Below are 20,250 nucleotides of genomic sequence, written 5' to 3'. Positions count from 1 at the left end.
CCCCGGAAACCGCCCCGGGAACCGCCCCGGGAACCGCCCCGAGAGGAACCACCGTGACCGTCTCCCGACGAGCCGTCCGCACCCGTCTGCTCGCCCTGGCCGCCGTGCCGCTGCTCGCCCTCACCGCTGCCTGCTCGGCCGCCAGCACCGAGCGCCCCGAGGCGGACGACGCCGCCGGCCTCGCCGGGAACGCGCCCGAGTCGGCCGGCCTGCAGGTCAGCACCAGTCCCGACCAGGACCGCGTCCGCACCACCGAGTCCGCCGAGGCCGTCGCGCTGCTGCCCGACGAGTGGGCCGACAAGGACGAGATCACCGTCGCCGTCAGCGCGAGCGGCTCCCCGCCCCTGGTCTTCCTCGCCGACGACGACAAGACGCCGATCGGCCACGAGACGGACATCGCGCAGCTCGTCGCCGACGCCCTCGGCAAGGACGTGAACCTGGAGGTGAAGGCCTGGGCCGACTGGCCGCTCGCCCTCCAGTCGGGCGACGTCGACGCCGTCATCTCCAACATCACCGTGACCGAGGAGCGCAAGGAGACCATCGACTTCTCCAGCTACCGCGTCGACGAGCTCGGCTGGCTCACGGCCGCCGACTCCGACCTGACGATCGAGAAGCGCGAGGACATCGCGGGCAAGGTCGTCGGCGTCGGCTCCGGGACCAACCAGGAGAAGATCCTGCTCGAGTGGGACCGCCTCAACCAGGAGGACGGCCTGGAGCCCATCCAGGGCCCCGAGTACTACGAGCAGCTCTCCGACGTGCTGCTCGCCCTCCAGTCGGGCCGCGTCGAGGCCTACGTCGGGCCGAACGCCGTGCTCGCCTACCAGGCCGCGGTGTCCCCGGAGGACTTCAAGGTGGTCGGCACCCTGAACGGCGGCTGGCCCGACACGGCCCAGATCGCCGTCGCCACCAAGAAGGGCGCGGGCGCCGCCGAGGCGGTCACGGCCGCCCTCAACCACACCATCGAGGACGGCTCCTACCAGCAGGTGCTGGAGCGCTGGGGTCTCGAGGCCGAGGCCGTGGACCGCGCCGAGACCAACCCGCCCGGCCTGCCCAAGACGGAGGAGTGAGCCGCATGACCGAACCGATCACCACCCGCACCACCCGCGTGCCCCTGTCCGTGCTCGACCTCGCCCTCGTCGCCGACGGCTCCACCGGCGTCGAGGCGATCCAGCGGGCCGTGGCGCTCGCGACCGACCTCGACGCCCTGGGCTACCACCGCGTCTGGTACGCCGAGCACCACCTCGCGCCGGGCGTCGCCTCGGCGTCCCCGGCGGTCCTCGCGGCCGCCGTCGCGGCCCGCACCTCGCGCATCCGCGTCGGCTCCGGGGCGGTGCTGCTGTCCACGACGTCGCCCCTGATCGCCGCCGAGCAGTTCGGCACCATCGCGGCCCTGCACCCCGGGCGGGTCGACCTGGGGCTGGGCCGCTCGTTCACGGTGCCGCCGTCGGCCCGCCCGGACGGCGACAGCACGCGGCCGGACGGCACGCGGCCGGACGGCGGCGTCGTGCCGCAGGCCCGGCCGCCGGCGCCCGCCGCACCCCGGCTCGTCGACGGGCTGTACGTGCCGCCCGCGCCGCCCAACGGGTTCAACGACCCCGCGCTGCGCGAGCGGATCCTCGCCCAGCAGGAGGTGATCGGCGTGCAGCGCAAGCCCGCCGACTTCCGCGAGGAGGTCGAGCTCGTGCTCGACGTCCGGCGCGGCACCTACCGGGACCGGAACGGCGGCGCCTACACGAGCCCGCCCGTCGAGGGGGCGCAGTTCGACCTGTGGCTCCTCGCGTCCAGCGGGGGCGAGAGCGCCCGGGTGGCGGGCGAACTCGGCCTGCCGCTGGCGGCCAACTTCCACGTCAGCCCGGCCACGGTGCTGGACACCGTGGCCGCCTACCGGGAGGCGTTCCGGCCCGGCGTGCTGGAGGAGCCCTACGTCATCGTGTCGGCCGACGTGCTCGTCGCGCAGACCCTCGAACGCGCCCGCGTGCTCGCCGAACCGTTCGCCGACTGGGTGCTGTCCATCCGGCGCGGCGAGCGCGGTGCCATCGCCTATCCGTCGCCGTCCGCCGCCACCGCCTGGACCGACCGGCCCGACGCCGAGCGCGCGCTGGTGGCCGACCGGGTCGACACGCGGATCGTGGGCGACCCGGAGACCGTCGTCGAACGCCTCGAGACGCTCGTGCGCGTCACCGGCGCCGACGAGCTGCTCGTGACCACCGCCACCCACGACCCCGCCGAGACGCGCCGCTCGTTCGAGCTGCTGGCCCACGCCTGGGGCGCCGCCGACCCGACCACCCCTGTCCCGACCACCGCCGCCCCGGACACCGGACGCGTGGCCAGCGGCGTCTGACGCCGTACCCGACCGAACGAAGGAGAACCCTCATGCCCGTCGAGTTCCTCGGCATCGCCGCGACCAGCGACGCCTCCGAGACCACCGCCCGCACCACCGCGCCCTTCGACCCGGACTACCTGGTCCGGATCGCCCGCGCCCATGCGGACAACGGCTGGACCCGCGTCCTGTTCGCCTACGGCTCCTCCGGCCCGGAGCCGGCGGCGCTCGCCACCCACGTGGCCGCCCACGTGCCCGACCTCGAGCTGCTGCTGGCGCACCGGCCCAACGTCTCCTACCCGACGTACGCCGCGAAGACGTTCGCGACCCTGGACCAGCTCTCGGGCGGGCGGCTGTCCGTGCACTTCATCTCGGGCGGCAACGACCACGAGCAGGGCCGCGAGGGCGACACCCTCACCAAGGACCAGCGGTACGCCCGCACCCGCGAGTACATCCAGATCGTGAAGCGGGCGTGGACCAGCGCGGAGCCGTTCGACCACCACGGCGAGTTCTACGACCTCGACGACTTCGTGCTCGACGTGAAGCCGGTCGAGGGCCACGTGCCCACCATCTCGTTCGGTGGCTCGTCCGAGGCCGCCTACCCGGTGGGCGCCGCGGAGGCCGACATCTACGCCGTCTGGGGCGAGCCGCTGGACCGTACCGCCGAGCAGATCGCCCGGGTGCACGCCGAGGCGGCCGCGGCGGGCCGGGCGACGCCGCCGCGCATCCACGCGGCGTTCCGGCCCATCATCGCGCCCACCGAGGAGCTGGCCTGGGAGAAGGCGCACCGCATCCTGGACCGGATCGAGGCGCGCAAGGCGGCCCAGGGCGGCGTGCTGAGCCGGCGGCACCCGATCGACAAGCCGGAGAACGCGGGGTCCCAGCGCCTGCTGGAGATCGCGGCCCAGGGCGAGCGGTTCGACACCGCGCTGTGGACCGCCACCGCGAGGGCGACCGGCGGCGCCGGGAACTCCAACGCGCTGGTCGGCACGCCGGAGCAGGTCGCGGAGGCGCTGCTGGCGTACTACGACCTGGGCGTGCGGGTCGTCTCGGCCCGCGGCTACGACCTGCTGGACGATGCCGTCGACTTCGGCCGGTACGTCATCCCGCTGGTCCAGGAGGGTGTGGCCGAGCGCGACCGGGCGGCGGCGGCCGCCGAGAGCACGGCGGCCTGATGCGCTTCCAGGTCCTGGACATCGCGTTCAACCCGCCCCACCCCGTCACGGGCATGGAGGTGCCGCCCGCCGACCGGCTGAACCGGATCGTGGACACCGCGGTGCTCGCCGAGGAGCTCGGCTTCGACTCCTTCGCGGTGGGGGAGCGGCACGCCGGCCCGGTGCTGTCCTCGGCCCCGACGGTGCTGCTCGGCGCGATCGCGGCCCGCACGTCCCGCATCCTGCTGTCCACGGGCGTCACGGTCCTGTCGCTGCACGACCCGATCCGGCTCGCCGAGGACCTCGCGACGGTCGACCAGCTCAGCCGAGGCCGGCTGGAGATCGTCATCGGCAAGGGCAACGAGGACCTCCAGTACCCGCTGCTCGGCCTGGACCTCGCCAAGCAGTACGAATACCTGCGGGAGAACTACGAGCTGCTGCGGCTGCTGCTGTCCACCGAGGACGTCACGTGGGAGGGCCGGCACCGGCACCGGCTGGAGCACGCGACCACCCTGCCGCGCCCGTTCGCGGGGCCGTTCCGCATCTGGCACGGCTCGGCGACGTCGCAGTTCGCCGTCGACCTGGCGGCCGAGCACGGCGACCCGATCGTCAGCGCGAACGCGCTCCAGCCGCGCGAGAACTACGCCGTCCTCATCGACCGGTACCGCGAGCGGTACGCGGCCGCGGGGCACGATCCGGCGTACGGGTTCGTCGGTGCCGGCTCGGGCGGCCTGTTCCTGGCCGACACCACCGAGGAGGCCGTCGAGCAGTACCGGCCCATCTACGAGGGCCAGGTGCGCCAGCAGGACGCGCGCCGGCACGCGCCGGGCGCCGTCGGCAAGGTGACCAGCTTCCGCACGCTGGACGACGCCGTCGAGCGTGGGCCGGCGCTGGTGGGCTCGCCCGAGCGCGTGGCCGAGAAGATCCTCGACTACCACGGCTCGTTCGGGCACGTGCTGCAGTCGGTGTCGGTGAACCACCTGCTGGAGCCGGCCCGGCAGGAGGACGTGCTGCGCCGGTTCGCCGCCGAGGTGGCCCCGCTGGTCAGGGCCGAGGTCACGACCGACCTGTGGGGCCCGCGCGACGAGCGGCGCGCGGCCGGCTTCACCGCGCCCGCCGTGCGCGCGGCGTCGGGCGTGCCGGCCGGTGGCGGGCGCGGTGTGCTTCGTTGACACTCCTGGAGGAGCGACGTAATTTCGTGCGCGGCGATCCCCGACCGATCGAATGTCCATTCGGCAGGTCGGTTATCGCGTGCCGCGACTTCACCCGCGGTGCGGGACAACCAGTGCGGCCCCCTGCTCGTCTTGTGCGGTGGGGGCCCTCGCCGGCACACGCCGGCACCCCGACCGGGAGGACATGACATGACCGAGGCCCTGCAGGCCGCCACGTCCGGCACGAACGTCGCCGAGGAGGCCGTTCGTGAGCACGCCGCCTGGCGTGCGGACCGGGAGCGTGAGCTGCGCGAGCCGTACGGCTGGCTGAGCCTGACGGCGCTGCTGTGGCCCACGGCGACGCCGTCGCGCCTGCCCGGGGTACCCGGCGAGTGGTGGGTCGCCGACGGCGTGCTGCGCACGCAGCCCGTCCCGGGGGAGGCCGCGGTGCTGGTGGGCGAGGACGTCGAGCCCGACGGCCCCACGGTGATCGGCGTGGGCGAGGGGCGCGGTCGCGTCGTGGGCACCTTCCTGCCCGAGGGACGCGCCGGCTCCGCCGGGCCGGACGACACGCCCGAGGTCGCCGTCGAGGTGATCGTGCGCACCGGCCGGTACGGCGTGCGGCTGCGCGACCCGCAGGCCGCCACGCGCGCCGCCTTCACGGGCGCCCCCGCGTTCGACCACGACCCCGCCTGGGTGCTCGACGTGCCCGTGCGCTGGTACGACGAGCCCGAGCCGGTCACGGTCGGGGCGGCCCGGCCCGGGCTGGTGCACCACGTCGAGGTGCTCGGCGAGGTCGACGTCGTGCACGGCGGCCGGTCGGCCACGCTCGCGCTGACCGGCACCCTCACGTCGCCCACCGTGCTGTTCAGCGACGAGGCCGACGGCGTCGCCCCGTGGCGGGTGGTCGAGGTCTCGACGCAGGACGGGTCGGCCCCGGCGCCATCGGGCACGCTGCGCCTGGACCTGAACCGGGCGGTGAACCTGCCGCACGCGTTCACGGACTTCGGCACCGGCCCCGCGCCGCTGGCGGGCAACCACCTGCCGTTCGCCGTCACCGCCGGGGAGAAGGCGCCGCGATGAGCGCGATTCTCTGCAAGCGGATCGACCGATGAGGCGACACGCCGGGACAATTCGCCCGAGTTTCCGCGATTCCACCGGGTGACCGCGCACATGACCATGGCAGGATGACGCCATGGCGCTCACGGGACAGGTCAAGGAGGAGCTCGCGCGGGTGCGGGTGGCGAAGACGTCGTGCCGTAAGGCAGAGGTCTCCGCGACGCTGCGGTTCTCGGGCGGGCTCCACATCATCTCCGGGCGGGTCGTGATCGAGGCTGAGCTCGACACCGAGGCGGCCGCGACCCGGCTGCGGCACGCCATCCACGACCTCTACGGGCACACGAGCGAGCTCATCGTGGTGCAGGCCGGCGGCCTGCGGAAGAGCTCGCGGTTCGTGGTGCGCGTGGTGCGCGAGGGCGAGTCGCTCGCCCGCCAGACCGGCCTGCTCGACGCCCGCGGCCGCCCGGTGCGCGGCCTGGCGCCCGAGGTCGTGTCCGCCGGCGTCCCGGAGGCGGAGGCCGTGTGGCGCGGCGCGTTCCTGGCGCACGGCTCGCTCACCGAGCCTGGCCGGTCCATGGCGCTCGAGGTGACCAGTCCCGGCCCGGAGGCCGCGCTCGCGCTCGTCGGCGCGGCACGCCGCCTGGGCGTGGCGGCCAAGTCCCGCGAGGTGCGCGGCATCGACCGCGTCGTGATCCGCGACGGCGACTCCATCGGCCGCATGCTGGAGCGGATCGGCGCGCCCGAGACGCTCAAGGTGTGGGAGGAGCGCCGCGAGCGCCGCGAGGTGCGCGGTACGGCGAACCGCCTGGCGAACTTCGACGACGCGAACCTGCGCCGGTCGGCGCGGGCGGCGGTGGCCGCGGGGGCGCGGGTGCAGCGGGCGTTCGAGATCCTGGGGGACGAGCTGCCGGAGCACCTGCGGCAGGCGGGTGAGCTGCGTCTGGCGCACAAGCAGGCGTCGCTGGAGGAGCTGGGCCGGCTGGCGGAGCCGCAGCTGTCGAAGGACGCGGTGGCGGGCCGGATCCGCCGCCTGTTGTCGACGGCGGACAAGCGCGCCCTGGAGCTGGGTATCCCGGACACCGAGGCGGGGCTGTCGGCGGACCTGCTCGATCTGTGATCTGTTTCCGTGGGATCTGTTTTTGTGGGAAAGGACAGAACCGGGAGTTCCAGGCTGTCCGGCTCGGGTCACGGTTCGGCACGGTTCGGGTATAGGCTCGAAATCGTCAGGTGACGACGCCGTGACCATCGCGTTTCCCCTTCGGGTCGTCGCGGGGTCGCGGCGCCCGGAAACACCCTGGCAACGCACTGACTGTCGGGCATCGACGGCAGTGGCGTCAGATCCAAGGAAACGTGTGCGCCGGGACGGCCGGCGCCCCTGAGGAGGGCATTGTGACCATCCGCGTCGGCATCAACGGCTTCGGCCGTATCGGCAGGAACTTCTACCGGGCTCTCGTGGAGTCGGGTGCGGACATCGAGGTCGTGGGCGTGAACGACCTCACCGACAACAAGACGCTCGCGCACCTGCTCAAGTACGACACGACGCTGGGCCGTTTCGGCAAGTCGGTCGACTTCGACGACGAGAACATCATCGTGGACGGCAAGAAGATCCGCGCGCTCGCCGAGCGCAACCCCGCCGACCTCCCCTGGGGCGAGCTGGGTGCGGACATCGTCATCGAGTCCACGGGCTTCTTCACGGACGCCACCAAGGCGAAGGCGCACATCGACGCCGGCGCCAAGAAGGTCATCATCTCGGCCCCGGCCAAGAACGAGGACGCGACCTTCGTCATGGGTGTCAACCACGAGCAGTACGACGCCGCGGCGCACCACATCATCTCGAACGCGTCGTGCACCACGAACTGCCTCGCCCCGCTGGCGAAGGCCCTGAACGACTCGATCGGCATCGAGCGTGGCCTCATGACCACGATCCACGCCTACACGGGTGACCAGAACCTGCAGGACGGCCCGCACAAGGACCTGCGTCGTGCCCGCGCGGCCGCGCAGAACATCGTGCCGACCACCACGGGTGCCGCCAAGGCCGTCGCCCTGGTGCTGCCGGAGCTCAAGGGCAAGCTGGACGGCTACGCCCTGCGCGTGCCGGTCATCACCGGCTCGGCCACGGACCTCACGTTCGAGGCGCCCCGCGACGTCACCGTCGAGGAGGTCAACGCCGCGGTCAAGGCCGCCGCCGAGGGCCCGCTCAAGGGCGTCCTGGAGTACGTGGACGACGAGATCGTGTCGTCGGACATCGTGACCAACCCGCACCAGAGCATCTACGACGCGAAGCTCACCAAGGTGATCGGCAACCAGGTCAAGGTCGTCTCCTGGTACGACAACGAGTGGGGCTACTCGAACAGCCTCGTCAACCTCACCGTGTTCGTCGGCGAGAAGCTCTGACCGCTTTCTCACCAGCGTGAACTCCGACGTCCGCGTGCGCATCGGCCAGCCGGCGCGCGCGGACGTCGTCATGTACGGAACCCCGACCGGCCTCTCCTGGCGGCCGGTCCCCGACCTGGAGTGCTCATGAAGACCATCGACTCCCTCGGCGACCTGCGCGGCAAGCGCGTCCTGGTCCGCTCCGACTTCAACGTGCCGCTGGACGGCACCAAGATCACGGACGACGGCCGCATCCGCGCCGCCCTCCCGACGCTGACGCGGCTGACCGACGCCGGTGCGCGCGTCGTCGTCCTGGCCCACCTGGGGCGCCCCAAGGGCACGCCGGACCCGCAGTACTCCCTGGCGCCCGTCGCCGCCCGTCTGGGCGAGCTGCTGGGCCAGGATGTCGCCCTCGCGCAGGACCTCGTGGGCGAGTCGGCGAAGGCCACGGTCGAGGCGCTGGCCGACGGCCAGGTCGCGCTCCTGGAGAACGTGCGGTTCGACGCGCGCGAGACCTCGAAGGTCGACGCAGAGCGCGCCGAGCTCGCCGGTGAGCTGGCGCAGCTGGCGGACGCGTTCGTCTCGGACGGCTTCGGTGTGGTGCACCGCAAGCAGGCCTCCGTGTACGACATCGCGCAGGTGCTGCCCGCCGCGGCGGGCGACCTGGTGCTGAACGAGGTCCGGTCGCTGTCGAGGGCGACCGGCGACCCGGAGCGTCCGTACGCCGTGGTGCTCGGCGGCTCGAAGGTGTCGGACAAGCTGGGCGTCATCGCGAACCTGCTGACCAAGGCGGACCGCCTGCTCATCGGCGGCGGCATGGTCTTCACGTTCCTCGCGGCCAAGGGTCAGTCGGTGGGCAACAGCCTGCTCGAGTCCGACCAGATCGAGACGGTCAAGGGCTACCTGGCCACGGCCGAGGAGAACGGCGTCGAGATCGTGCTGCCGGTCGACATCGTCGCGGCGGACTCGTTCGCCGCCGACGCGCCGCACCAGGTGGTCGCGGCCGACGCGATCCCGGACGGCACCATGGGCCTGGACATCGGCCCCGAGTCGGGCAAGCTGTTCGCGAGCAAGCTGGCGGACGCGCGGACCATCGCGTGGAACGGCCCCATGGGCGTGTTCGAGTTCGAGGCGTTCGCGGACGGCACCAAGGCCGTGGCGCAGGGCATCATCGATGCGACGGCCGCCGGCGGGTTCTCCATCGTGGGCGGCGGCGACTCCGCGGCCGCGGTGCGCGTGCTGGGCTTCGACGAGGCCGGGTTCAGCCACATCTCGACCGGTGGCGGCGCGAGCCTGGAGCTGCTGGAGGGCAAGGAGCTCCCCGGCCTCACGGTTCTTGCCGACTGAGTCCCGCCGTCCGACCTGACCTCCCTCTGAACAGAAAGAAGAAGCACGTGGCTACCACCCGCACGCCGCTGATGGCGGGCAACTGGAAGATGAACCTGGACCACCAGCAGGCGATCAGCACCGTCCAGAAGCTCTCCTGGACCCTGAAGGACGCCAAGCACGACTACGCGGCGGTGGAGGTGGCGGTCCTCCCGCCGTTCACCGACCTGCGCTCGGTGCAGACGCTCGTCGACGCCGACAAGCTGGAGATCGTCTACGGCGCCCAGGACCTGTCCCGGCACGAGTCCGGCGCCTACACGGGCGAGATCTCCGGCACGATGCTGAAGAAGCTGGGCTGCACCTACGTGGTGATCGGCCACTCGGAGCGCCGCGAGTACCACGCGGAGACCGACGACGTCGTGAACGCCAAGGTGCGTGCCGCGTTCGCGCACGGCCTGACCCCGATCCTGTGCGTCGGCGAGGGCCTGGAGGTCCGCAAGGCGGGCAACCAGGTCTCGCACACGCTCGCGCAGGTCGAGGCCGCCCTGGCCGACGTGGCGCCCGAGCAGGTCGCCTCCATCGTCATCGCCTACGAGCCCGTCTGGGCCATCGGCACCGGTGAGGTCGCCACGCCTGAGGACGCGCAGGAGGTCTGCGGCGCGATCCGCCGGGTGCTCGGCGAGCTGTGCGACCAGACGGTCGCCGAGGGTGTCCGCGTGCTGTACGGCGGCTCCGTGAAGTCGGGCAACGTCGCGCAGATCATGGCGCAGCCCGACGTCGACGGCGCGCTGGTGGGCGGTGCGAGCCTCGACCCCGAGGAGTTCGCGAAGATCGCCCGCTACCAGTCTCACGTCGTCGCCTGAGACCGGAGCGGAGCGGCGGTCTCGGGCGACAGAGGACAGAGTCTGAGATCTGATCGCTGTGCACATTCTCTGACGTGTCAGACCCACAGGTCACTCCCGTGACCTGTGGGTCTGACACGTAGGGCAGGAAGCACGTTTCCCGCCACCTGCCTGAGGTACCCTCACACGGGCGTGACGTTCCAGGTGCGACTCCCTTTCCGGGGCTTTCCAAGGCCTGATCAGGGGGTTCGCAATGTGAGGTACGTCTCGCTTATTCTTGACCGAATCCGCCGCCGGGGATCGCCCTGGCACATCTACAACCGAGGACGTGAACCGTGGACGCGCTCCGCATCATCCTGGAAGTCCTGCTGGTCCTGACCAGTGGCTTTCTCACCATGCTCATCCTGCTCCACAAGGGCAAGGGTGGCGGTCTGTCCGACATGTTCGGTGGCGGTATCTCGATGGGCGCCGGTTCGTCCGGCGTGGCCGAGCGGAACCTCAATCGCATCACAATCGCCTTCGCCCTCGTGTGGGCCGTGGTGATCGTCCTGCTCGGACTCATCCAGAAGGTCAGCTGACCCGGTCGCCAAGCGCCTAGCAGCTGACGGCCACACACAGAGGGGACGACAGACGTGGCATCAGGCGGTCATGCGATTCGGGGGAGCCGGGTAGGCGCCGGCCCCCTCGGGGAGACGGAGCGGGGCGACACCGCCCCGCGTATCCGAGTTTCTTACTGGTGTGCCAACGGGCACGAGACGGCACCGAGCTTCTCGGTGGGCGAGGACGTCGAGGCGCCCACGCAGTGGGACTGCCCGCGGTGCGGCTTCCCCGCGGGGATGGACCCGGTGAACCCGCCGGCCCCGGTGCGGAACGAGCCGTACAAGACGCACCTCGCCTACGTGAAGGAGCGCAGGTCCGACGAGGACGGCGCGGCCCTCCTGGAGGAGGCCCTGGAGGCACTGCGGGTCCGCCGTGGTGGCCGCGTAGCAGGCTAAGAGTTTTCGCGGCGAAGTAGTCGTGCAGAGAGGTGGCCACCCGGTTCGCGCCGGGTGGCCACCTCTCTTCGTCCGGCTACTCTCGTGTCCGACTACTTCTGCGTGCTGCCCGCGGACTCCAGGTCCAGCAGCCACAGCGTGCGTGCCTGCCCGACGGCGCCCACGGCGGGCACCTCCGTGACGGGGTCGCCGGCGAGGGCCGCCGCCACACGGTCCGCCTTCTCGGCGCCTGCCGCGACGACCCACACCTCGCGGGCGGAGCGGATCGCGTCGAACGTCAGCGAGACCCGCTCCGGCGGCGGCTTGGGCGAGCCGTGCACGCCCGTCGTCGTGCCCGGGGCGGCCAGGCCCTCGTGGCCGGGGAACAGGGACGCGACGTGCCCGTCCGGGCCCATCCCGAGCAGCAGGACGTCGAACGCCGGGACGCCGCCCGCCTCGCCCTGCGCGTGCTCGGCCAGCAGCGCCGCGTAGGCCGCCGCGCCCTCCTCGGGCGTGGCGACCGACGTCGGCCCCGGCATCGGGTGGACGTTGGCCTCGGGGAGCCCGTGCTCGGCGACCAGGTCGTCGAGCAGGGCCTCCCGCGCCTGCGTCTCGTTGCGGTCCGGGTCGCCGTCCGGCAGGAACCGCTCGTCACCCCACCACAGGTGCACGTTCGACCAGTCGATCGCCGGCACGAGCGGGCTCGCGGCCACGGCCGCGAGCGACGCGATGCCGACCGTGCCCCCGGTGAGCACGACGTGCACCGGGGAACGGACCGACTGCACGTCCAGGACGCGCGTCAGCAGGCGCGCGGCGGTCGCCTGCGCGAGCACCTCCTTGTCGGGGTGCACGACGACGAGCCGCACCCCGGACGCCTCGGCCATCAGGCCGCCGTCCGGGTGGTGACGTGCCCGAGACCCCGCGTGAGGACCTCCTCGAAGACCTCGTCCGGGTCGAGCCGGCGCAGCTCCTCGATCAGGGCCTCGTTGAGCGCGCGGATCGGCAGGGCGATCCGGCGTGCGGGCTTGCCCGGCTGGGTGATCGTGACGGTGCGACCGTCGGGGCGGTCGAGCACGATCGGGCCGCTCTTGCGCTCCAGCACCACGCGCGTGATCGCGTCGTCGCTGGCGGTGCGCACCACCTCGGCCGGGACGTTCAGCCGGGCGCCGAGCCAGGCCGCGAGCAGGTCGAGCGACGTGTGCCGCTTCTGCCCCTCGACCGTCACCGACAGCACCGGCTCGAAGGGCGGCTGCTCCACGGCGGCCGCGATGAGCGCCCGCCACAGGGTGACGCGCGCCCACGCGAGGTCGGTGTCCCCGGGAGCGTACGTTCCGGCGAGGTTGCCGAGCATGTCCTCCGGGTGCTTCGCCGTGGTGCTGTCGATGATCCGGCGGGCCGCCATGGCGCCCACCGGGTCCTGCGACGGCACCGCGGGCGCCTCACGCGGCCACCAGGCCACGATCGGCGCGTCGGGCAGCAGGAGCGGCATCACCAGCGTGTCGGTCCGTTCCAGGAGCGGGCCGAAGGCGCGCAGCACCACCACCTCGGAGGCGCCGGCGTCACCACCCACGCGGATCTGCGCGTCGAGCCGGGCGTCCGTGCCGCGCGTCGCCGGGGCGACGACGATGACCCGGCACGGGTGCTCACGGCTCGCGTCGTTGGCGGCCTCGACCGACTCCTCGACGTCGCGCTCGTCGGCCAGCACCACGAGGGTCAGCACGCGGCCCAGGGCCACCGCACCGCCCTCGTCACGCAGGCGCACCAGGCGCTTGTTGACGTCGTTGGTCGTCGTGTCCGGCATGTCGATGATCACGGTCGCCTCCAGGTCCTGCCGTCGCGCTCCATCATGGCGTCGGCCGACGGCGGACCCCAGGTGCCGGACGCGTACGGCTCCGGCTGGCCCTTGCGTGCCCAGTAGGACGTGATCGGGTCGAGGATCTTCCAGGAGAGCTCGACCTCCTCACGCGTCGGGAACAGCGGCGGGTCGCCCAGCAGCACGTCGAGGATGAGCCGCTCGTAGGCCTCGGGGGAGGACTCGGTGAACGAGTGCCCGTACCCGAAGTCCATCGTCACGTCGCGCACCTGCATGGCCGTGCCCGGCACCTTGGCGCCGAACCGCATGGTGACGCCCTCGTCGGGCTGCACGCGGATGACCAGGGCGTTGTTGCCGAGCTCGGACGTCAGCGACGTCTCGAACGGGAGGTGCGGGGCCTTCTTGAAGACCACGGCCACCTCGGTGACGCGGCGGCCCAGGCGCTTGCCGTGCCGCAGGTAGAACGGGACGCCCGCCCAGCGGCGGTTGTCGACGTCCACCCGGATCGCGGCGAAGGTCTCCGTGCTGGAGTCCTTCGCGATGCCGTCCTCCTCCAGGAAGCCCGGCACCTCCTCGCCACCCTGCCAGCCGGCCTCGTACTGCCCGCGGGCGGTGTGCTTGCCGAGGTCACGCGGCAGGCGCACGGACGAGAGCACCTTGATCTTCTCGGCGCGCAGCTCGGCGGCGTCGAAGTTGCGGGGCTCCTCCATGGCCACCAGCGCCAGGAGCTGGATCAGGTGGTTCTGGATGACGTCGCGCGCGGCGCCGATCCCGTCGTAGTAGCCGGCACGCCCGCCGATGCCGATGTCCTCGGCCATCGTGATCTGCACGTGGTCCACGTAGTTCGAGTTCCACAGGGGCTCGAACATCGTGTTCGCGAAGCGCAGCGCCAGCAGGTTCTGGACGGTCTCCTTGCCCAGGTAGTGATCGATGCGGAACACCGACTCCGGGTCGAAGACCTTGGAGACCACCGCGTCGAGCTCCTTGGCGCTGGCCAGGTCGTGCCCGAACGGCTTCTCGATGACCACGCGGCGCCAGGCGTGCACGCCGTCACCGTCCGCGTCGTTGTCGGGACGCGACAGCCCGTGCTTGGAGAGCTGCTCGCACACCACCGGGAACGCCGACGGCGGCACCGACAGGTAGAACGCGTGGTTGCCGCCCGTGCCGCGCTCCTTGTCGAGCGTCTCGACGGTCTCGCGCAGCCGCTCGAACGCTTCGTCGTCGTCGAAGGAACCCTGGACGAACCGGATGCCCTCGGCGAGCTGGCGCCACGTCGCCTCCCGGAAGGGGGTACGCGCGTGCTCCTTGACGGCGTCGTGCACCACCTGCGCGAAGTCCTGGTCCTCCCAGTCGCGCCGGGCGAAGCCCGTCAGGGCGAAGCCCGGCGGCAGGAGGCCGCGGTTGGCGAGGTCGTAGACGGCGGGCATGAGCTTCTTGCGCGACAGGTCACCCGTCACGCCGAAGATCACGAGGCCGCTGGGCCCCGCGATGCGGGGCAGTCGTAGATCGAGAGGGTCGCGCAGGGGGTTGACCCCCTGCGCGATCTTGGCCGGCCTCACCGCTCGCCGGCCCCGGCCTCGTCGAGGCCGGCCTTGGTGGTCGTCAGGAGCTCGTCCCAGCTGACCTCGAACTTCGTCACGCCCTCGTCCTCCAGCTGTGCGGTCACCTCGTCCATCGAGATGCCCTGCGCCTCGACGGCCGCGATGGTCGCGGCCGCCTGCTCGCCCGAGCCGGTCACGGTGTCGGCCAGCACGATGCCGTGGTCGGCGAAGGCGTCGAGCGTCTTCTCCGGCATCGTGTTGACGACGCCCGCGACGACCAGCTCGTCGACGTACATCGTGTCGCGGTAGGCGGGGTCCTTGACGCCGGTCGACGCCCACAGCGGCCGCTGCGGCTGCGCGCCGGCCGCCGCGAGGGCGGCCCAGCGCTCACCGGAGAAGACCTCCTCGTAGGCCGCGAAGGCCAGGCGCGCGTTCGCGATGGCGGCCTGGCCGCGCAGCGCGAGCGCCTCGTCCGTGCCGACGGCGTTCAGCCGCTTGTCGACCTCGGCGTCCACACGGGACACGAAGAACGACGCGACCGAGCCGATCACGGACAGGTCGTGGCCGGCCGCCTTGGCCTGCTCCAGGCCGGTCAGGAACGCGTCCATGACCGCCCGGTACCGCTCGATCGAGAAGATCAGCGTCACGTTGACGCTGATGCCCTTCGCCAGGGTCGACGTGATGGCCGGCAGGCCCTCGACCGTGGCGGGGATCTTGATCATCACGTTCGGCCGCGCGACGGTCTCCCACAGCCGGACGGCCGTGGTCTCCGTCGCGGCCGTGTCGCGGGCCAGCCGCGGGTCCACCTCGATGGACACGCGGCCGTCCACGGCGGCCGTGGCGTCGTAGACGGGGCGCAGCACGTCCGCCGCGTCCCGGACGTCGTCCGTGGTGATGCGTTCCACGGCCGACTCCACGTCGGACCCGGCCAGCTCGGCCAGCGTCTCCGCGTAGGCGTCGCCGTGCGCGAGGGCCGCCGCGAAGATCGTGGGGTTGGTGGTCACGCCCACGACGTTCCGGGTGGTCATGAGCTCGGCGAGGTTGCCGGTCCGCAGGCGCTCACGGGACAGGTCGTCGAGCCAGATGGCGACACCCGCCTCGGACAGCCGCTCGGTGGGGCTGACGTTCTCGCCGCTGTCGCTGGTGCTGTCAGTCATCGTGCCCTTCCCTTCTCGTGTCCAGTCTCGTGTCCAGGTGTTCCGGCGCGGTTCAGGACGCCGCCTCGATCGACTCCTTGGCGGCCTGGGCGACCGCCTCGGAGGTGATGCCGTACTCGGCGTAGAGCGTCTTGTAGTCCGCCGACGCGCCGTAGTGCTCGAGCGAGACGATGCGGCCGGCGTCGCCGACCACCTCGCGCCAGCCCTGCGCCACGCCCGCCTCGACCGAGACCCGGGCCTTCACACCGGACGGGATGACCGACTCGCGGTAGGCCTCGTCCTGCTTGTCGAACCACTCGCGCGACGGCATGGAGACCACGCGGGCCTGGACGCCGTCGGCCGCGAGGATCGCGCGCGCCTCGACGGCGAGCTGCACCTCGGAGCCGGTGCCCACGAGGACGACGTCGGGCGTGCCCTCGGTGTCCAGGAGCACGTAGCCGCCCTTGAGGGTGCCCTCGGCGCCGGCGAAGCCGTCGGTGCCACGCGGGTAGGTGGGCACGTTCTGCCGGGTCAGCACGAGGCCGGCCGGGTTCTTCGTGTTCTCCAGGATGCCGCGCCAGGCCCAGGCGGTCTCGTTCGCGTCGGCCGGGCGGACGACGTCGAGGTTCGGGATGGCCCGCAGTGCCGCGAGGTGCTCCACCGGCTGGTGGGTCGGTCCGTCCTCGCCGAGGCCGATCGAGTCGTGCGTCCACACGAAGGTGGTCGGGATGCTCATCAGCGCGGCCAGGCGCACCGAGGCGCGCATGTAGTCGGCGAACTGCAGGAACGTGCCGCCGTAGGGGCGCGTCAGGCCGTGCAGCACGATGCCGTTCAGGATCGAGCCCATGGCGTGCTCGCGGATGCCGAAGTGGAGGGTGCGGCCGTAGGGGTCGCCCGGGAACTTCTTGGTCGCGTGCTCGGTCGGCACGAACGACGGCACGCCGTCCATGGTCGTGTTGTTCGAGCCGGCGAGGTCGGCCGAGCCGCCCCACAGCTCGGGCAGCACGTCCTTGAGTGAGGTCAGGACCTTGCCCGACGCCGCACGGGTCGCGACGCCCTTCTCGCTCGCCTCGAACTCCGGCAGCGCGTCCGTCCAGCCCTCGGGCAGCTCGTTCGAGCGCAGGCGCTCCAGGAGCGCGGCCTGCTGCGGGTTCGCCTCGGACCAGGCGGCGAAGGCCTTCTCCCAGGCCTGGCGCTCGGTGGCCTGGCGCTCGCCGACGGAGCGCGTGTAGGCCAGCACCTCGTCGTCGATCGTGAACGTGGCCTCGGGGTCCAGGCCGAGCGCGGACTTGAGGCCCTTGACCTCGTCGGCGCCCATGGCCGAGCCGTGGATGCCGCCCGTGTTCTGCTTGGTGGGCGACGGCCAGCCGATGATGGTGCGCAGCGCGATGATCGACGGCTTGCCGGTCTCGGCCTTGGCGGCGTCGATGGCGGCGGCCAGCGCGTCGGTGTCCTCCGCGTAGCCCTCGCCGCCCGAGGTCCAGTCCACGCGCTGGGTGTGCCAGCCGTAGGCCTCGTAGCGCTTCAGCACGTCCTCGGTGAACGCGATGTTGGTGTCGTCCTCGATCGAGATCTTGTTGTCGTCCCAGATCAGGATGAGGTTGCCGAGCTGCTGGTGGCCCGCGAGGGACGAGGCCTCGGAGGTCACGCCCTCCTGCAGGTCGCCGTCGGACGCGATGACGTACACGTGGTGGTCGAACGGCGACTCGCCGGGGGCGGCGGCCGGGTCGAGCAGGCCCCGCTCGCGGCGGGAGGCGAACGCCATGCCGACGGCGGAGGCGAGGCCCTGGCCCAGCGGGCCCGTCGTGATCTCGACGCCCGCGGTGTGGCCGAACTCCGGGTGGCCCGGGGTCTTGGAGCCCCAGGTGCGCAGCGCGGCGAGGTCGTCCATCTCGAGGCCGTAGCCGGCGAGGAAGAGCTGCAGGTAGATCGTCAGCGACGAGTGGCCGGCGCTCAGCACGAACCGGTCGCGGCCCTGCCAGTGCGGGTCGGACGGGTCGTGGCGCATGGCCTTCTGGAAGAGGAGGTACGCGGCCGGCGCGAGCGAGATCGCGGTGCCGGGGTGTCCGTTGCCCACCTTCTCGACGGCGTCCGCGGCCAGCGCCTTGATGGCCTTGACCGCTCGCTCGTCGAGCTCCGACCACTCCAGGGGCTTCAGCACGGGGTCGAAAGCGTTCACGAGTCCTCTTTCTCTCCGCCGTCGACCCTCGTCCTGGTCCGGAGAGCGGACGCGCTGGAGAGCCGCGCAGCGTGCGTGCGGCGGCGGCGGGATGCCGGCCGCCCTTCGTTCGATGGCGTCAACAACCCTATACGCGCGCGTAATCCGTTGCGCAGGGCTGTCCACGGACTGTTCGTCCCAGGATGCGGTGGACAAATCTCACACGCGCGTCCGGGGTCGCGGTGCGCGACCCGGTCACCCCGCGACGTACCATGGGCCTGCACCCGACCGGCACCAGCGCCCACCAGGTGCGTTATCGACTCCAGGACCCTCCCGAACGGAACTGCGACGCGCGTGAGAACGAGCCACCCGACGACCGGCCAGACCGCGCGTCCCCAGACGTCCGCCCCCGAGGCCGCGGCCGGCGTCGAGCAGCGTCCCGGGGGATGGTTCATGCGGCGCGCCGGCGCGTACGTCGCCCTGACCAAGCCGCGCGTCATCGAGCTGCTGCTCGTGACGACCGTGCCCACCATGATCCTGGCGGCCGACGGCCTGCCCAGCTTCTGGCTGATCGTCGCCACCCTGATCGGCGGCGCCGGCGCCGCAGGCAGCGCGAACGCGTTCAACATGTGGTGGGACCGCGACATCGACCAGGTCATGAACCGGACCAAGAAGCGTCCGCTGGCCACGGGGGAGATCACGCCGCGCGCCGGCCTGGTGTTCGCCTCGATCCTGGGCCTGCTGTCGCTCGCGTGGTTCGCGCTGGTGATCAACTGGGCCGCGATGTGGCTCACGCTGGGCGCCATCGCGATCTACGTCGTGGGCTACACGATGATCCTCAAGCGCCGCACCCCGCAGAACATCGTGTGGGGCGGCATCGCCGGCTGCATGCCGGTGTTCATCGGCTGGGCCTCGGTCACCGGCGGCCTGAGCTGGGCGGCGCTCGCGCTGTTCGGCATCATCTTCTTCTGGACGCCGCCGCACTACTGGCCGCTGTCGATCAAGTTCAAGAAGGACTACGCGAACGCGAACGTGCCGATGCTCCCCGTGGTCAGCGACGACAAGCGCGTCGCGGCCGAGATGGTGGGCTACACGATCGCGATGATCGCGTGCTCGCTGGCGCTGACCCCGCTCGCGGGCATGTCGTGGGTGTACACCGTGGTCGCCGCCGTCCTGGGCGGCTGGTTCCTCTGGTCCACGATCGCGATGCTGCGCCGGGCGCAGGGCAAGGCCAGCGGCAAGCTCGGCGCCATGAAGGTGTTCCACGGCTCCATCACCTACCTGTCGCTGCTCTTCGTGGCGGTCGCGGTGGACGTCTTCCTGCCCTTCTGATCGTCCGCCGGGCACCGCACCAGACCTCTGCATAGCGGGGGTCATGATTCGGCCTGCACCGACGTGGCCGCCTAGGCTGAGCGCGTGACCGAGACCCCAGCCGACCGAACCACCGACCCTGCCGAACAGCCGGACGCGCAGTCCGCGGGCTACTCCTCGGGCCTGCCGACGGCGACCGCCGTCGTCCCCGAGAGCGACCTCGCGCCCCGCCGCGCCGCGCGCGAGAAGTCGCGCGTCGCTCCCGACTACGCGCGCGCCTGGCTCCTGCTCTCCGCGATGCGGACCGAGCTCTTCGACAAGGCGCAGCTCTCCCGGGCGGACCAGGTGATCCTCGACTGCGAGGACGCGATCGACGACTCCCTGAAGGACGAGGCGCGCGAGAACGTCATCCGCTGGATCAAGAACGGCGGCTGCGCCTGGGTCCGGATCAACGACCGCACGGCGCCGTCCTGGGCGGACGACGTGGCCTACCTGCGCGGCCTCGAGGGCCTCAACGGCGTGATGCTCGCCAAGACGGAGAGCGCGGACGACGTCATCGACACCGCGCAGCGGCTCGGCGGCGACGTGCCCGTCATCCCGCTCGTCGAGTCGGCCCTCGGCATCGAGGAGGCCGTGCACATCGCCAAGGCCCGGGGCGCGTTCCGGCTCGCGTTCGGCTCGGGCGACTACCGCCGCGACACCGGCGCCGCCAACGAGCCCATGGCCATGGCCTACCCGCGCACGCGCCTCGTGGTCGCCAGCCGCATCGGCGGCCTGCCCGGCCCCGTGGACGGCCCCACGGTCGGCTCGTCGCACGCGCTGCTGCGCGAGCAGTCGACCGACGCCGTCAACCTCGGCATGACCGGCAAGCTCTGCCTGGACTTCGAGCAGTCGAGCGTCATCAACGAGTCCTTCGCGCCCACGTCGTCCGACGTGGCCTGGGCCGTCGACTTCTTCGCCGAGTTCGAGGCCGCCGGCTCCGTGATCCGCGACGGCAGCGACAAGCCCCGGCTGGCCCGCGCCCAGGTGATCCGCTCGCGCGCCGAGCTGTTCGGCATCAACCCGGCGTGACCTGACGTCACCCGCCGACGG

General features: G+C 72.0%; 18 protein-coding genes. 13 read left to right on the top strand and 5 right to left on the bottom strand.

Annotated elements, in window-relative coordinates:
- Positions 1-53 precede the first annotated feature (53 nt).
- From ACH45N_RS17975 to ACH45N_RS17925, 11 genes are all read left to right on the top strand, one after another.
- A complete protein-coding gene (locus tag ACH45N_RS17975; protein ID WP_397396286.1) occupies positions 54-1,067 on the top strand; it encodes an ABC transporter substrate-binding protein in 1,014 nt (337 codons plus the stop codon).
- 5 nt (positions 1,068-1,072) lie between these two features.
- Entirely contained in the window at positions 1,073-2,341 is a 1,269-nt protein-coding gene (locus tag ACH45N_RS17970; protein WP_397396284.1) for an LLM class flavin-dependent oxidoreductase, read from the top strand.
- Between the two features lie 32 nt (positions 2,342-2,373).
- On the top strand, positions 2,374-3,495 hold the full coding sequence (locus tag ACH45N_RS17965) for an LLM class flavin-dependent oxidoreductase (RefSeq protein WP_397396282.1): 1,122 nt from the start codon (positions 2,374-2,376) through the stop codon (positions 3,493-3,495).
- Positions 3,495-4,646, top strand: coding sequence for an LLM class flavin-dependent oxidoreductase (locus ACH45N_RS17960; RefSeq protein WP_397396280.1), 1,152 nt, complete (start codon positions 3,495-3,497; stop codon positions 4,644-4,646). The genes ACH45N_RS17965 and ACH45N_RS17960 overlap by 1 nt, the downstream gene beginning before the upstream one ends.
- A gap of 189 nt (positions 4,647-4,835) precedes the next feature.
- Positions 4,836-5,708, top strand: coding sequence for a DUF1684 domain-containing protein (locus tag ACH45N_RS17955; protein WP_397396278.1), 873 nt, complete (start codon positions 4,836-4,838; stop codon positions 5,706-5,708).
- 112 nt (positions 5,709-5,820) lie between these two features.
- On the top strand, positions 5,821-6,801 hold the full coding sequence (gene whiA, locus ACH45N_RS17950) for a DNA-binding protein WhiA (RefSeq protein ID WP_377228504.1): 981 nt from the start codon (positions 5,821-5,823) through the stop codon (positions 6,799-6,801).
- A 272-nt stretch (positions 6,802-7,073) separates the two neighbouring features.
- Positions 7,074-8,078 carry a type I glyceraldehyde-3-phosphate dehydrogenase gene (gene gap, locus ACH45N_RS17945; RefSeq protein ID WP_397396276.1) on the top strand — a complete coding sequence of 335 codons (1,005 nt, stop codon included), beginning with the start codon at positions 7,074-7,076 and terminating at the stop codon, positions 8,076-8,078.
- Positions 8,079-8,204: 126 nt separating this feature from the next.
- The gene (locus ACH45N_RS17940; protein WP_397396274.1) at positions 8,205-9,404 is read left to right on the top strand and encodes a phosphoglycerate kinase; all 1,200 of its coding nucleotides are present in this window, start codon (positions 8,205-8,207) and stop codon (positions 9,402-9,404) included.
- Between the two features lie 71 nt (positions 9,405-9,475).
- Entirely contained in the window at positions 9,476-10,246 is a 771-nt protein-coding gene (gene tpiA / locus ACH45N_RS17935) for a triose-phosphate isomerase (RefSeq protein ID WP_397397503.1), read from the top strand.
- A gap of 314 nt (positions 10,247-10,560) precedes the next feature.
- Positions 10,561-10,803: a preprotein translocase subunit SecG gene (gene secG / locus ACH45N_RS17930; protein WP_020014806.1), complete on the top strand. Its 243-nt coding sequence runs from the start codon at positions 10,561-10,563 to the stop codon at positions 10,801-10,803.
- Positions 10,804-10,857: 54 nt separating this feature from the next.
- A complete protein-coding gene (locus ACH45N_RS17925) occupies positions 10,858-11,220 on the top strand; it encodes an RNA polymerase-binding protein RbpA (RefSeq protein ID WP_397396271.1) in 363 nt (120 codons plus the stop codon).
- 92 nt (positions 11,221-11,312) lie between these two features.
- Here the strand turns inward: ACH45N_RS17925 and pgl are convergent, their stop codons facing one another.
- From pgl to tkt, 5 genes are read right to left on the bottom strand one after another with little or no spacing between them, the layout of a single operon-like run.
- Entirely contained in the window at positions 11,313-12,083 is a 771-nt protein-coding gene (pgl, locus tag ACH45N_RS17920) for a 6-phosphogluconolactonase (protein WP_397396269.1), read from the bottom strand.
- The gene (opcA, locus tag ACH45N_RS17915) at positions 12,083-13,012 is read right to left on the bottom strand and encodes a glucose-6-phosphate dehydrogenase assembly protein OpcA (protein ID WP_397396267.1); all 930 of its coding nucleotides are present in this window, start codon (positions 13,010-13,012) and stop codon (positions 12,083-12,085) included. The genes pgl and opcA overlap by 1 nt, the downstream gene beginning before the upstream one ends.
- Positions 13,009-14,571, bottom strand: coding sequence for a glucose-6-phosphate dehydrogenase (gene zwf / locus ACH45N_RS17910; protein ID WP_397396265.1), 1,563 nt, complete (start codon positions 14,569-14,571; stop codon positions 13,009-13,011). Before zwf ends, opcA begins: the two co-directional genes overlap by 4 nt.
- Positions 14,568-15,710 (bottom strand): transaldolase, encoded by a 1,143-nt coding sequence (tal, locus tag ACH45N_RS17905; protein ID WP_397396263.1) that lies wholly within the window; start codon positions 15,708-15,710, stop codon positions 14,568-14,570. Before tal ends, zwf begins: the two co-directional genes overlap by 4 nt.
- A 52-nt stretch (positions 15,711-15,762) precedes the next feature.
- A complete protein-coding gene (gene tkt / locus ACH45N_RS17900; RefSeq protein ID WP_397396261.1) occupies positions 15,763-17,868 on the bottom strand; it encodes a transketolase in 2,106 nt (701 codons plus the stop codon).
- A gap of 333 nt (positions 17,869-18,201) precedes the next feature.
- Between tkt and ACH45N_RS17895 the strand changes: the two genes are divergently transcribed.
- Positions 18,202-19,179 (top strand): heme o synthase, encoded by a 978-nt coding sequence (locus ACH45N_RS17895; protein ID WP_397396259.1) that lies wholly within the window; start codon positions 18,202-18,204, stop codon positions 19,177-19,179.
- Between the two features lie 264 nt (positions 19,180-19,443).
- Entirely contained in the window at positions 19,444-20,229 is a 786-nt protein-coding gene (locus ACH45N_RS17890; protein ID WP_397397501.1) for an HpcH/HpaI aldolase/citrate lyase family protein, read from the top strand.
- Positions 20,230-20,250 lie beyond the last annotated feature (21 nt).

It is taken from the genome of Promicromonospora sp. NPDC019610 (genome assembly GCF_044389365.1).
GTDB lineage: Bacteria > Actinomycetota > Actinomycetes > Actinomycetales > Cellulomonadaceae > Promicromonospora.
The sequence above is the reverse complement of the archived record's forward strand: the minus strand, read 5'-3'. Positions and strand labels throughout refer to the sequence as shown.

What these genes read in the sequence shown, in the direction of transcription:
- ACH45N_RS17970 (WP_397396284.1), top strand. Translation starts at nt 1,073, where the DNA reads ATGACCGAACCGATCACCACCCGCACCACCCGCGTGCCCCTGTCCGTG.
- ACH45N_RS17965 (WP_397396282.1), top strand. Translation starts at nt 2,374, where the DNA reads ATGCCCGTCGAGTTCCTCGGCATCGCCGCGACCAGCGACGCCTCCGAG.
- ACH45N_RS17960 (WP_397396280.1), top strand. Translation starts at nt 3,495, where the DNA reads ATGCGCTTCCAGGTCCTGGACATCGCGTTCAACCCGCCCCACCCCGTC.
- ACH45N_RS17955 (WP_397396278.1), top strand. Translation starts at nt 4,836, where the DNA reads ATGACCGAGGCCCTGCAGGCCGCCACGTCCGGCACGAACGTCGCCGAG.
- whiA (WP_377228504.1), top strand. Translation starts at nt 5,821, where the DNA reads ATGGCGCTCACGGGACAGGTCAAGGAGGAGCTCGCGCGGGTGCGGGTG.
- ACH45N_RS17940 (WP_397396274.1), top strand. Translation starts at nt 8,205, where the DNA reads ATGAAGACCATCGACTCCCTCGGCGACCTGCGCGGCAAGCGCGTCCTG.
- tpiA (WP_397397503.1), top strand. Translation starts at nt 9,476, where the DNA reads ATGGCGGGCAACTGGAAGATGAACCTGGACCACCAGCAGGCGATCAGC.
- pgl (WP_397396269.1), bottom strand. Translation starts at nt 12,083, where the DNA reads ATGGCCGAGGCGTCCGGGGTGCGGCTCGTCGTCGTGCACCCCGACAAG.
- tal (WP_397396263.1), bottom strand. Translation starts at nt 15,710, where the DNA reads ATGACTGACAGCACCAGCGACAGCGGCGAGAACGTCAGCCCCACCGAG.